Below are 12,597 nucleotides of genomic sequence, written 5' to 3'. Positions count from 1 at the left end.
ACACATCATCCTAAGGTAAAAATTCTTTTTTCACCTTAATATTAACACGTTTTAATATAGATGCCAAAACCTTCGCCGGTGTGTTTGCTACTTCGCCATACGTCGGGTTCGTATACAAATGAATTGCCTCTGGATACTCCTTCCTAACGACCGATCGAATTTGTTCCCCGGATTTGTCTGCATCTAGAAAAGCATAAATCGGCAAGCCATCATAAGGGCTTAATAGCTCCTCCAATTTTACATCGGATATCGTTCCATTAGTACATATAATTTCTGGAGATTCATCGAGAAGGCTTAATAATTGCAGCTTATCAGACCTACCCTCAACGATAATTATTTTATCACTAAATACATGTGCCATTTAGCTTCTCTCCCAACTTATCCTTTCCTTTATTATATGAAAAAAACGCCGATTATTAACCGGCGTTTTCATTATTACTCTGCTATTAATTCTTCGTACTTTTCAGGAGATAATAAGCTGTCCACTTCTGATACGTCTGAAGGCTCAACCACGATCATCCATGCATTTTCATAAGGTGATTCATTAACAAATTCGGGGCTATCTTCTAGCTCAGTATTTACTTCTACTACTTTACCACTGATAGGTGCATATAATTCTGAAACAGTTTTTACGGATTCAACGCTACCAAAAGCGTCTCCTGCCTTGATCTCATCGCCAACTTGTGGAAGTTCAACGAATACGATATCTCCAAGTTCAGATTGTGCAAAATGAGTAATTCCAATACGGACATTTCCGTCCTCATTTTTTACCCATTCATGTTCAGCTGAGTACTTAAAATCTTTAGGTACGCTCATAAATAAACCCCTCTCAAATAATTAATCCATTCTATTTAATATTCACATATTTTCATAGTAAATACAAGGTGCTTTAAGAGGTTTTCCATATGTCTTCAAACTGCTCCTCTTTAAAACCAAGCGTTAGCTTATGTCCATTATATACAAGAGGTCGTTTAATTAATTTTCCATCCGAAGCAAGCAGCTCTAACTGCTCATCCTCCGACATTGTAGGAAGCTTGTCCTTCAATTGTAATTCACGATATTTTACGCCGCTAGTATTAAAGAATTTTTTCAGTTCATAATCGCCTTGTGCCACCATTTCCTTTAATAGTTCCTTTGAAGGCGGTGCGTCAACGATATGATGGTTCTCAAATGGGATATCGTTATCTTTCAGCCATTTGCTTGCTTTGTTGCATGTACTACATTTTGGATATCCATAAAATTGGATTGTCATTTATATCTCACCTTTTTTCTTTTTATCATAATAATATTTTGTTACTCATGCAAGAGAGAACAGTGAAATGCTCTCTTCTTAATTTTAAAAATATCCTTGTTTTTGCTTAGCGGTGATAAATTCCCATGAGCGGTTATAAATCTCTCCGAACGGTCATAAATCATGCCTAACCGGTTATAAATCTCGCTGAGCGGTGATAAATCATGCGCGAACGGTTATAAATTCATCCCCATTAGACAAAAAAGCCATCTGGAGTTCCAGATGGCCAATGCTATTATTAAACTACAAATTTTTCAGCTTCGATTAGCTTAACGGAAGCTTCGCGTTTTTTCTCGATCACGTTATATGGTGTGTAGCGAGTTAGCTTGCGAAGTGCAGAAATCATCATGCGTAAGTTATCGCCATCAACTGAAGCAATTAGTGTTTCTTTTGCTGCTGCTTCGATTTCATTGAAGGCTTCTTGGCAGAAGATTTGAGTGTAAAGAAGCTTTTGTGCTGCTTTTTCTTCTCCACTGCGTGCGATTGCTTTTTCTGTACGTAGTACTGCTGATTCCATTGCAAAGATGTTGTTCGCAATGTTTGCGATGTGTACAAGTACTTCTTGCTCTGCTTCTAATTTTGTACCGAAGCGTTGAGCAGCCATACCAGCAGCTAAAATACCGATTTTCTTAGCGTTTGCAACTAGCACTTTTTCTTGAGCTAATGCTTCATCGCCAACTTCCTCTGGCATCATCATTAATAGCTCTTCCTGCAGACCTTGTGCTTTTTGAAGAAGTGGTAATTCACCCTTCATTGCTTTTTTCAAGAAAGTACCTGGAACGATTAAGCGGTTGATTTCATTTGTACCTTCGAAAATACGGTTAATACGTGAGTCGCGGTAAATGCGCTCTACTTCATACTCTTGCATGAAGCCGTATCCACCATGTAATTGAACTGCTTCGTCCGCAATATAGTCAAGAACCTCAGACCCTACTACTTTGTTAATAGAGCATTCAATCGCATACTCAGCAATTGCAGCTGCAATTTTTGTTCCGTCTTTTTGATCTTCTTCGCTCATTTGGCTCATGCGATCCTCGAAGTAACCAACTGTACGGTAAATTAAGCTCTCTGTTGCATATAGCTTAGAAGCCATAGTTGCTAGCTTTTGCTTCGTTAAATTGAATGAAGAAATAGGCGTTTTAAATTGTTGGCGTTGATTAGAGTAAGAAATTGCTAGCTCTAATGCACGTTTAGAACCACCTATCGTACCTACACCTAATTTGTAACGACCGATGTTCAGGATGTTGAATGCAATGATATGACCACGGCCAATTTCACCTAATAGGTTTTCAACTGGAACCTGTGCGTCTTCTAGGATCAACGTACGTGTAGAAGAAGATTTGATACCCATTTTCTTCTCTTCTGCACCTACAGATACTCCTGGGAATGTTCTTTCCACGATAAATGCAGTGAATTTGTCTCCGTCCACTTTTGCATAAACAACGAATACGTCTGCAAAGCCTGCGTTAGTAATCCATTGCTTTTCACCATTAAGGACATAGTGAGTTCCTGCTTCATTTAATTTAGCAGTTGTTTTTGCTCCTAGAGCATCTGAACCTGAGCCTGGCTCTGTTAAAGCGTATGCAGAGATTTTTTCTCCTGACGCTGAGTTTGGAAGGTATTTTTTCTTTTGTTCTTCATTACCGAAAAGAACGATTGGAAGTGTACCGATTCCTACGTGTGCTCCGTGAGTGATAGAAAATCCACCTGCTACTGATAGCTTTTCAGCGATTAATGCAGAAGAGATTTTGTCTAATCCTAGGCCATCATATGCCTCTGGAATATCAGCTGCTAAAAGACCTAAGTCACCAGCAGATTTCAATAAACGTACAGAGTGATCAAACTCATGATTTTCTAGGTTTTCCACAACAGGTAATACTTCGTTTTTAACATAGTCTTCTGCTGTTTTAGCAATCATTTTTTGCTCATCATTGAAATCCTCTGGTGTAAATACGCGGCTTGCCTCAATATCTTCTACTAAAAAGCTTCCACCTTTAATTGCATCTTGAACTTGTGTCATTTCCTTCTCCTCCTATTGTGTGTAAACGTTTGTTTAATTGATTGTGAAATGCGCCCTTCATTCAAAGCGCATTTCCCTCTTAAAATTAAAGAAGTTCAAATACTCCAGCTGCTCCCATGCCTCCACCAATACACATCGTCACAACACCAAATTGCTTCCCTTGTCTTCTAAGTTCGCTCATCATTTTTAGAGTTAAGATAGAACCCGTTGCTCCAAGTGGATGCCCTAGTGCGATAGCTCCACCATTTACATTTACTTTATCTAGATCGATACCTAAATGACGAACGACTTGGATGGATTGAGAAGCGAATGCTTCATTGATCTCCCATAGGTCGATATCTTCAATAGATAGACCTGCAATTTTCAATGCTTTAGGTACCGCAACAATTGGTCCGATCCCCATTACGTCCGGAGCCACTCCACCAACTGCGAATGAACGGAATTTTGCTATCGGCTTTAAGCCCTGTGCCTCTGCAACTTCACGGTCCATCACTAATACTGCGCCTGCACCGTCCGATGTTTGAGATGCATTACCTGCAGTTACAGAACCACGCACGTTGAATGCTGGACGTAATTTTGCAAGTGTTTCTACTGTTGTACCTGGACGTACACCCTCATCCATTTCGAACATAAATTTTTTCGATTGCGCTTTGTTGTTTTCATCTACGAAATGCTTGATCACTTCAACCGGAACGATATCATCGTTAAACTTACCAGCTGCAATTGCCGCTGCAGCAAGCTGATGTGAACGAACAGCAAATGCATCCTGGTCTTCACGGCTCACATTATACTTATTCGCCACCTGCTCTGCTGTATGCCCCATTCCCATATAATATTGAGGCGCTGTTTCTGCTAAATGAGCATTTGGTCGAATGACATTCCCCATCATTGGAACCATACTCATAGACTCTACTCCTCCAGCAATAATTGCCTCGGAGTGACCTAGCATAATACGTTCAGCCGCATATGCGATGGATTGTAAGCCAGAGGAACAGAAACGATTGATTGTGATTGCTGGTGTTGTATCTGGAAGTCCAGCAAGTGCACCGATATTACGAGCTACGTTCATTCCTTGCTCTGCTTCAGGCATTGCACATCCTAAGATTAAATCATCTATAGGGCCATCGTATCCGCCCGCTCTTTTTAATGTCTCTTTTACTACCAATGCTCCGAAATCATCTGGGCGTACATTGGCTAGAGATCCTTTTTTCGCTTTACCAACTGGTGTTCTTGCACCTGCTACGATAACTGCTTCACGCATGAGTTCTCCTCCTTTTACCTAACGCAGTCTAGTTGCGTAATGGTTTACCTTTCACTAACATGTGCTGCATTCTTGCCTGGGATTTAGGGTCTGCAACTAAACTTAAGAAAGCTTCACGCTCTAAGTTCAATAAATATTGCTCATCTACTAACGTACCGTATGGAACCTCTCCACCAGCGATGACATACGCAAGCTTTTTAGCAATTTTCAAATCATGCTCACTAATATATCCTGATAAGAACATACCTTCAGCTCCTAATAAAAGTGCGGCATATCCCGGGGATCCTACAACAGGTACCTTTTCACGAATCGGCGCCTTATAGCCTGCTTCTGCTAGGGCTAGTGCGGCTTGCTTCGCATCATAGATTAAGTGATCTGGGTTAACGCTAATGCCGTCAGCCATGCTTAAGAAATTGTTCTCACGTGCCTCTTCACCCGAAGTGGATACCTTAGCCATAGCGATTGTTTCAAAAACCTTGCTAGCTACATTTAAGTAATCTATTTGCACTCCGTTTGGAATTCCTTTTAGGTGTTTCATGTAAAGCTCTTTATTACCCCCACCACCAGGGATTAGACCAACGCCCGCTTCCACAAGTCCCATATATGTTTCAGAAGATGCCTGGATATGAGCTGCTGGTAGAGTAACCTCTGCTCCTCCGCCTAATGTCATTCCAAAAGGAGCAACTACTACTGGCTTCGAAGAATATTTAATTTTCATTGTCGCATTTTGGAATTGACGAACAACGAAATCAAGTTCAAAAATATTGTCATCTTGCGCTTCCATTAGAATCATGCCAAGGTTTGCTCCAACGCTGAAGTTTTTACCTTGGTTACTAATAACAAGAGCCTTAAAGTTTTTCTCTACTTCATCGACAGCAAAGTTAATCATTTGAAGAATATCTAACCCAATAGAATTGGACTTAGAGTGGAATTCAAGCAATGCAATCCCGTCTCCTAAATCGATCAGGCTAGCACCTGAATTCGATTTGATGACACCGTGCTTTTTCTTGTAGCTTTTTAGGTTAATCATTTTTTCATTTACTGGTACCGCCTGGTAATCCGATCCGTCAAAGAAGAACAATTCACCGTTATCTTCTTTATAGAAGGAATCGAATCCTTTATCTAATAAGGACTGAACGAAAGCAGGTATTTCATAGCCCTCTGACTGCATTTTTTCAACAGAAGTTTTTACTCCGATTGCATCCCAAATTTCAAACGGTCCTTGCTGCCAGCCGAAGCCCCATTTCATGGCATTGTCAATCGCAACGATATCATCTGCAATTTCACCGTGAAGCTGTGCAGAATAAATAAGTGTCGGGCTTAAAATACTCCATAAAAGCTCTCCCGTGCGATCCTTTGCATATGTTAACGTTTTCACTTTAGCAGCTAAGCCTTTTTGTTGCTTTGCCATTTCCATGGAAGGAGTTTTCAGCTTTTTCATTGGTCCATATTCTAAAGTTTCCGGATCTAATTCTTTAATTTCTTTGCCTTCTTTTAAGAAGAAGCCTTGCCCTGTTTTAGCACCAAGCCACTTGTTTTCAAGCATTTTTTGCATGAAAGCGGGTACTTCAAAAACCTTTTGCTCTTCCCCTGTTGTTTGGTCATACACGTTCTTTGCTACGTGAGCAAATGTATCAAGACCTACTACATCAAGTGTACGGAACGTAGCAGACTTTGGACGACCAATAAGTGGACCAGTAACAGAATCTACCTCTCCAACCGAGTAGCCTCTTGCTTGCATCTCACGAAGGGTTACAAGTAAACCGTATGTTCCAATTCGGTTGGCTATGAAGTTAGGCGTATCCTTTGCAAGAACAACACCTTTTCCAAGGACATCCTCACCAAAGGTTTGCATAAATTCTACTACTTCAGGAGCAGTCGTATTAGCAGGAATCACTTCCAATAGCTTCAAATAACGAGGTGGATTGAAGAAATGAGTGCCTAGGAAATGCTTGCCAAAGTCTTCTGATCTACCTTCTACCATTGCATTGATACTGATCCCTGATGTGTTAGAGCTTATAATTGTTCCTGGCTTACGAACTGCATCTATTTTGTCATATAAATTTTTCTTAATATCTAAGTTTTCTACTACTACTTCAATAATCCAGTCCACATCTTTTAGCTTTTCAAGATCATCCTCTAAGTTCCCTGCCGTGATTAATTGCAGGTTCTTTTTCGATGTTAATGGTGCTGGTTTTTGCTTTAATAATTTCTGTACGGCAGTTTCCGCAAAACGATTACGTACGGAAGGATGCTCCAATGTAAGTCCTTTTGCTTCATCCTCTTTACTAACTTCTTTTGGTACGATATCCAGCAAAAGTGTTGGTATACCGATGTTTGCTAAGTGAGCTGCAATCCCAGATCCCATTACCCCTGAACCAAGTACAGCTGCTTTTTTAATTTGATATGTCACGTGCAAAGCCTCCCCTTCATCTTGAATGAACGCTCATTCATTTTAATTACAAAAAAAATAGAAGCAATCTCTATATCTATTATTCTAGTGCAATGTTTAAATTTTCGCAATAATAAAATGAATAATTTAATACATTTTTCTTTCTCCTATTTGGGAAACAGTGTAAACTGTATGTATTATCATTGGAGGTATCTTATAATGAAAAAAATTACTACAACTGAACAATTTAATGAAATCATTTCTGGTGATCAAGAGGTACTAGTAAAATTTGAAGCAGGCTGGTGTCCTGATTGTCGTCGCATGGAAATGTTTATCGATCCTATCATGGAAAAGTATAATAATTACGCATGGTATGAAGTAAATCGTGACGAACTACCTGAAATCGCTGAAAAGTATGAAGTAATGGGGATTCCTAGCCTACTTATATACCAAAACGGCGAGAAAAAAGCTCACCTGCATAGTGCAAATGCGAAAACACCGGACCAGGTAGAAGAATTTTTACAAGCGCAAACTAAATAGATACTATTTAGAACAGCTACATATAGGCATAATATTCAAACTGAATAGTCTATACTTTCTTTAGAACACATAAGCCAAGGTAACCTTAGAAAGTATGAAAGGAAATAGGACTGCTCTTAACGACAGTCCTCTTCTACTTTCTTACCATAATAAGAAAAACAGAGGTGTTATATTTGTCGCAAGAAAACGAAATTCTGGAATTAAAAGAAAAAGTCGCTTACTATGAACGAATTATAAAAGCAATGTCCACCCCAATCATTCCATCTATTGTGCCTAAAACAATTTTGATGCCGATTGCCGGCTATATGTATAAGGAACGCTTTGAAAATATTGAGACGGAAACGCTACAATATATTGGCGAGCATAAAGAAGTAGAACACGCTATTTTCGATTTTACCGGTGTAACTGTGGAGCATATTGAGGAATTCGATTACAATGAATTGGCCATTTCTATATCCCGACTGAATAGCTCTCTTCGTTTAATGGGGATCCGTCCAATCTATGTTGGCTTTAACCCAAAATTTATTCGAGAAATTGTCCATGCAGATCTACATGTTAATATCGAAACATATAAAAATTTCCGAGAAGCATTGAACCGCCTACTGCAAGAATCCAATAAAACAATCGCTTCTAAATAAAAAAAGGATTAGGGATTTCTCCTAAACCTTTTTTCTAGCGACAAAGGAAACGAGAAATTGTTCTCGCATCTCCCTTTGTCTTTTTTATCATGTTAACTTAAAAATTTGTCATACAAATTGGTGCTTTTCGTGGCTTAAACCAGTCATCTAAATCCTCTGGGCTACAACCCTTCACTACTACTTCACCATAGCTATCCAAATCCTTAATCGATACACAGCCCATCCACCATGCACTTAAATCTTGAATTCCTATTTCGATGTTCACCTGACCGATATTCTCTCCAACTTTTTCAATATCCCATTCTCCACCCAAAAATGAAAGCTTATAAAAGCCTGACTGCTCCTCGATAAAGGTGTCCTCGACCTTCACAATAATTTCTGGTTGGCCGGCTGGCTTGCGAAGTGTTTGAAAATGCATCTGCTTAAAAAAGAGTGGTATATCTGAAATCCGGTACATTAAACCCGATCCAGTGGTAGCCACCTCATGATAGACACTGGGAATTAAATGATTAGAGTCATTTGGTGGATTGTTTAAGCTATAAACAAATGCCGGGTTGTTTGTTCCATATATGATTCGGTCGACCTGGTCCTGCTGGGAATGAACCCATGCCTCTAGCTGCTTAAAGCCCTTCTGATTACTCCATACCCACTCATGAATCATCATATTTTGATGCAGGAAGTGACTATCCTTCACTGGCTGAAGGCTAAAAGCCAAGGCACCAATCAGCTTGCCGTCTTCTCGGACCCCTACATAACGAGATGCTGCATTTTTAATATGCTGACGCTCACTCCATGTCCGTTTGATCATACCATGATGCATTTGGGCAAAGTTGTTATATAAGACTGTAATTTCTTCTACATCTGTAGGAGATAACAGCTCTACCAAGTCCTTCTGTCCATTACTATTTAAAGCACCTGGTTTTATCCTAAACTCGTACTTTAATGGTCCGTAGCCATAGCCCATTTTGCGGTAAAAACTAGAGCTAAAAGGATATAGAGCAACAAGGGCAACATTTTCCTTTCTTGCCTCTTGATGAAAATGGTTCAACAGCTCAAAAGCTACCTTTTCCTTCTTATGTAAAATATGTACTGCTACCATGCCTATCCCAAATAGACGTTGAAACTCACCATTAATATTACATTCAAAATCACTTCGTCGGTAGATTCCTACTAATTCTTCTTTTGCGTTAAAGCTTCCATAAAAAAGAATGCCGTTTTCTTCCCTTTGCTCTCGTTTCAGTCTTTCCTCATATTCCTTCTTCTTTTCCTCTGACTGAATGCCCATTCCTGGATATGCCATAGACGCTAGGTCAGCTGCTGCCTCAAAATCCTTTTCCCCTAATACTCTAATCAAACCATCCATCCCCTTAGTAATTAAATTAGAATTGCTATTTATATAAAAAACACGAACAATAATTGATTTTAGCTACTGGAAACCGTTCTGCTAGCGACTGATACACAAGTTTAATTTCTACGCCTTGTCTCTCATGCCGCATCCAATCAAATAATTGTTCGTGTTTAAAATGGAAAACGTTATTTAGGAAATTAACTTAATTTAATGCTTTTAGTAAAAACTTTTAGGGTAATATAAACGTACTGTATATAGTAACCAGAAAGGAGAATTCACTTGAAAATCCAGTTGCCGGTTAAAGGCTTTTCCCAGTACGATGTTTCCATTAATCCAAAGCTACAATCTTCTGCATGTGGACCGGTCACAGTATACGTGCTCCTAAACTATCTTTTACCGAACCACTCCTACATTCCTAACGATTTATATAAACATTTAAAAGGAACAAGAATCGGTCTATTTACATATCGATTTATTAGGCGATTAAAAAAGCTTCTTGGTCCTGGTTGGACAATCCAAAAATGCTCCATAGAGGAGTCCTTAGGTGAGCTGCAACAAGGTAGACCAGTGGCATTAAAGTTTGATAAATATTTTTCTTTTAAATGGAATCAGAAATTCTCTTTTTCCTATCACTGGGTACCATTAATTGGGTATGAAAAAAATAACGATGAACTCTATTTAATCGTTCATGATAATGGTGGAAGAGGACGAGAAAGTTCTATACGCAAGATAAAATATACGGAAAATGCTCCTATCCTCACATTTATTAAAGTTGTCCCACCGGCTTCTGTTTCCCTTGCAGCTGACGAGCTAAAATAGTGTAGCCATGCTCATATAAAAAATCGAATTTGTTCGTATCAATATTCGGTATGACTAAGTGATCGAGCTCCGCTTCAATTGGTACATCTCTACTGATGGTGGCAAGCTGCTTCGATAAGTGAAGCATTTCTAAATCAGCTTCGATTTTTGTTCGCTGCCCCTTTGTTAAGAGATGCAGAGAGTCTATTACCTTTTCAACTGAACCATAGGCTTGTATAAGCTGAAGAGCAGTTTTCGGTCCAATACCCTTTACACCTGCATAGCCATCACTGGAATCTCCCATAAAAGCCTTCACATCCGGGAACTGCAGTGGAGAGATACCGTATTCATCTGTGAATCTTTCATGATTATAGTAGTCATATATCGTAAAGCCCTTTTTCGTGAATGCAATTTCAGTAGAAGGATCTAAAAGCTGAAGTAAATCCTTATCGCCACTGACAATCGTGAAATGTGCCTCGTCTTTCCATTTATGTGTAATAGATGCAATCGTATCGTCTGCTTCCATTCCAACTATCCCAAAGTTTTGCCATCCTAAATGCTCCGACAGCTCCTGGGCCATATCAAATTGAGGAATCATCTCCTCTGCCGGTTTTGGCCGATTCGCCTTATACCCATCATATAAATCATTTCTAAACGTCTTCATTCCTTTATCCCAGCAAACCGCCATATGAGTAGGGTTCATTAGCTCCTGTGCTGCCAATACATGACGTGCAAAGCCTTGTACTGCATTCGTTGGAATCCCCTTTTCATTTTTAAAATAGTTTCCTGACATAGCAGTTGCAAAGAAAGAACGGAATAATAATGCCATACCATCTATAACTAATACACGAGGTTTTTCCTGTGTCATATACATCATCCTTTAGTTTATTAAAAGCACCTAAACAAGCAGTTTAATACTTTTATCACATATTATTATAACATGGATTGAAAATAAAAATTAAGGGTATATAATTCTAAAAAACTCTTTGGAGGTACATATGAATCTACATAACGGGTCTCTTTATTGGCCAACTACAACGAAACCATTTACACCAACATTCATTGAACCTTTAGATATATACGATGTCGTTATTGTCGGTGGAGGAATGTCTGGCTCCTTAACTGCGCTATCGCTTGCGAAGGCCGGATTGAAGGTTGCAGTATTAGACAAACGTATGATGGGTACCGGCAGCACTAGCGCAAATACAGGATTACTTCAGTATTCAAATGACATTATGCTTCATGAACTAATTGACCAAATCGGCGAAAAGGATGCTGTTCGCTTTTATCAGCTCTGTTATGAAGCAATGGATGATTTAGAGCTTGTGGCTAAAAGTCTCGATGAGGATTCAGATTTTATACGACGCCCTAGCCTGTGCTTTGCTAGTGAAGAAAATGATGTGGAGAAACTAAAGGCGGAATACATAACACTTCAAAAATATAACTTTCCTTGTGATTATTTAGGAAGGAACGAGATAGCCAAAAAATTTTCCTTTTCCAAGGATGGCGCCCTACTAACTTTAGGTGATGCAGAGGTTAACCCGTTAAAGTTTGTACAAGGGGTTCTTCGAAAAGCGGAAGAACTAGGCGTTCATCTCTATCCATATACAGAAGTTATAAATGTGATAGATAGGGACGAGGACATGGAAGTTCGTACTGCTGGAAAACCGTTCTATGCTAAAAAAGTTGTATATACGACTGGATATGAGGATGTCCCTGTTGGAAAACGTAGGGGAGCTGATATCAATCATTCTTATGTGTGCGTCAGCAATCCTATTAGTAATTTAAGTGGCTGGCATGAAAAAGCTTTAATATGGGAGACAAAGCGACCTTACTTATACGCTCGTACATGCAAAGAAGGTAGATTAATTATAGGTGGTATGGACAAAGACCAACCTGAGGCACCACAATCGGAAGAGCTGATGATGAAGAGAGTAGAAAATCTTCTTTTCCAAGCGAGAGAACTATTCCCACAATACGATATAAGCATTGATTATGCATACGCTGCGACTTTTGGAGAATCTACTGATAATCTTCCATTCATTGGAGAAGATCCAACGAAAGAAAATCATTATTACCTATTAGGTTATGGTGGAAACGGAACCGTTTATAGTATGCTCGGATCTCATATATTGAGAGATTTAATAACCGGTCATAAGAATGAAGATGCTGAGATTGTACAATTGAATAGGCTAAGTAAAAGCAAAGAAGCGACTAATCAATAATTAGTCGCTCCAGACTTTAGATAAACACCATGAATTGTGATGTTTTGTCTAAAGTTTTTTCTATTAAAGTAACGATATGTGCTC

The 12,597-nt window shown here is 39.2% G+C and carries 12 protein-coding genes; 4 read left to right on the top strand and 8 right to left on the bottom strand.

The genetic code is table 11. The annotated features are described in order from the left end of the window. Positions 1–10: 10 nt before the first annotated feature. The 6 genes from MKX96_RS06165 to MKX96_RS06140 form a co-directional block, all read right to left on the bottom strand. Positions 11–361, bottom strand: coding sequence for a toprim domain-containing protein (locus MKX96_RS06165; RefSeq protein ID WP_169359622.1), 351 nt, complete (start codon positions 359–361; stop codon positions 11–13). 74 nt (positions 362–435) lie between these two features. Continuing rightward, the gene (gene gcvH / locus MKX96_RS06160; RefSeq protein ID WP_169359621.1) at positions 436–816 is read right to left on the bottom strand and encodes a glycine cleavage system protein GcvH; all 381 of its coding nucleotides are present in this window, start codon (positions 814–816) and stop codon (positions 436–438) included. Positions 817–889: 73 nt separating this feature from the next. Then, a complete protein-coding gene (locus MKX96_RS06155; RefSeq protein ID WP_169359620.1) occupies positions 890–1,252 on the bottom strand; it encodes an arsenate reductase family protein in 363 nt (120 codons plus the stop codon). A 277-nt stretch (positions 1,253–1,529) separates the two neighbouring features. Further along, on the bottom strand, positions 1,530–3,311 hold the full coding sequence (locus MKX96_RS06150; RefSeq protein ID WP_340882814.1) for an acyl-CoA dehydrogenase family protein: 1,782 nt from the start codon (positions 3,309–3,311) through the stop codon (positions 1,530–1,532). An 85-nt stretch (positions 3,312–3,396) separates the two neighbouring features. Then, complete coding sequence (locus MKX96_RS06145) at positions 3,397–4,572, bottom strand: acetyl-CoA C-acetyltransferase (RefSeq protein WP_169359618.1); 1,176 nt, start codon at positions 4,570–4,572, stop codon at positions 3,397–3,399. Positions 4,573–4,600: 28 nt separating this feature from the next. Further along, on the bottom strand, positions 4,601–6,940 hold the full coding sequence (locus tag MKX96_RS06140; protein ID WP_445678213.1) for a 3-hydroxyacyl-CoA dehydrogenase/enoyl-CoA hydratase family protein: 2,340 nt from the start codon (positions 6,938–6,940) through the stop codon (positions 4,601–4,603). 243 nt (positions 6,941–7,183) lie between these two features. Here MKX96_RS06140 and MKX96_RS06135 point away from each other — a divergent pair, with 243 nt between their 5' ends. Further along, positions 7,184–7,504, top strand: a complete 321-nt coding sequence (locus MKX96_RS06135; protein ID WP_169359616.1) for a thioredoxin family protein — start codon at positions 7,184–7,186, stop codon at positions 7,502–7,504. Positions 7,505–7,677: 173 nt separating this feature from the next. Further along, positions 7,678–8,142 (top strand): STAS domain-containing protein, encoded by a 465-nt coding sequence (locus MKX96_RS06130; protein WP_169359615.1) that lies wholly within the window; start codon positions 7,678–7,680, stop codon positions 8,140–8,142. Between the two features lie 97 nt (positions 8,143–8,239). Here MKX96_RS06130 and MKX96_RS06125 read toward each other — a convergent pair whose 3' ends face one another. Continuing rightward, a complete protein-coding gene (locus MKX96_RS06125) occupies positions 8,240–9,496 on the bottom strand; it encodes a GNAT family N-acetyltransferase (protein ID WP_340882810.1) in 1,257 nt (418 codons plus the stop codon). A gap of 273 nt (positions 9,497–9,769) precedes the next feature. Here MKX96_RS06125 and MKX96_RS06120 point away from each other — a divergent pair, with 273 nt between their 5' ends. Beyond that, complete coding sequence (locus MKX96_RS06120) at positions 9,770–10,309, top strand: C39 family peptidase (protein ID WP_340882808.1); 540 nt, start codon at positions 9,770–9,772, stop codon at positions 10,307–10,309. Here the strand turns inward: MKX96_RS06120 and MKX96_RS06115 are convergent. Further along, on the bottom strand, positions 10,257–11,156 hold the full coding sequence (locus MKX96_RS06115) for a 5'-3' exonuclease (protein WP_340882806.1): 900 nt from the start codon (positions 11,154–11,156) through the stop codon (positions 10,257–10,259). The two genes, MKX96_RS06120 and MKX96_RS06115, sit on opposite strands and share 53 nt — an antisense overlap. Positions 11,157–11,286: 130 nt before the next feature. On the opposite strand from MKX96_RS06115, the gene MKX96_RS06110 reads away from it, so the two are divergent. Further along, positions 11,287–12,513 carry an NAD(P)/FAD-dependent oxidoreductase gene (locus MKX96_RS06110; protein ID WP_340882805.1) on the top strand — a complete coding sequence of 409 codons (1,227 nt, stop codon included), beginning with the start codon at positions 11,287–11,289 and terminating at the stop codon, positions 12,511–12,513. Positions 12,514–12,597 lie beyond the last annotated feature (84 nt).

The organism is Psychrobacillus sp. FSL W7-1493 (genome assembly GCF_038004905.1).
Lineage (GTDB): Bacteria > Bacillota > Bacilli > Bacillales_A > Planococcaceae > Psychrobacillus.
This window is presented reverse-complemented; position numbering and strand designations above follow the sequence as displayed.

Coding starts and splice junctions, on each gene's coding strand:
- MKX96_RS06165 (WP_169359622.1), bottom strand. CDS start 361: ATGGCACATGTATTTAGTGATAAAATAATTATCGTTGAGGGTAGGTCT.
- gcvH (WP_169359621.1), bottom strand. CDS start 816: ATGAGCGTACCTAAAGATTTTAAGTACTCAGCTGAACATGAATGGGTA.
- MKX96_RS06155 (WP_169359620.1), bottom strand. CDS start 1,252: ATGACAATCCAATTTTATGGATATCCAAAATGTAGTACATGCAACAAA.
- MKX96_RS06150 (WP_340882814.1), bottom strand. CDS start 3,311: ATGACACAAGTTCAAGATGCAATTAAAGGTGGAAGCTTTTTAGTAGAA.
- MKX96_RS06145 (WP_169359618.1), bottom strand. CDS start 4,572: ATGCGTGAAGCAGTTATCGTAGCAGGTGCAAGAACACCAGTTGGTAAA.
- MKX96_RS06140 (WP_445678213.1), bottom strand. CDS start 6,940: ATGGGATCTGGGATTGCAGCTCACTTAGCAAACATCGGTATACCAACA.
- MKX96_RS06135 (WP_169359616.1), top strand. CDS start 7,184: ATGAAAAAAATTACTACAACTGAACAATTTAATGAAATCATTTCTGGT.
- MKX96_RS06115 (WP_340882806.1), bottom strand. CDS start 11,156: ATGACACAGGAAAAACCTCGTGTATTAGTTATAGATGGTATGGCATTA.
- MKX96_RS06110 (WP_340882805.1), top strand. CDS start 11,287: ATGAATCTACATAACGGGTCTCTTTATTGGCCAACTACAACGAAACCA.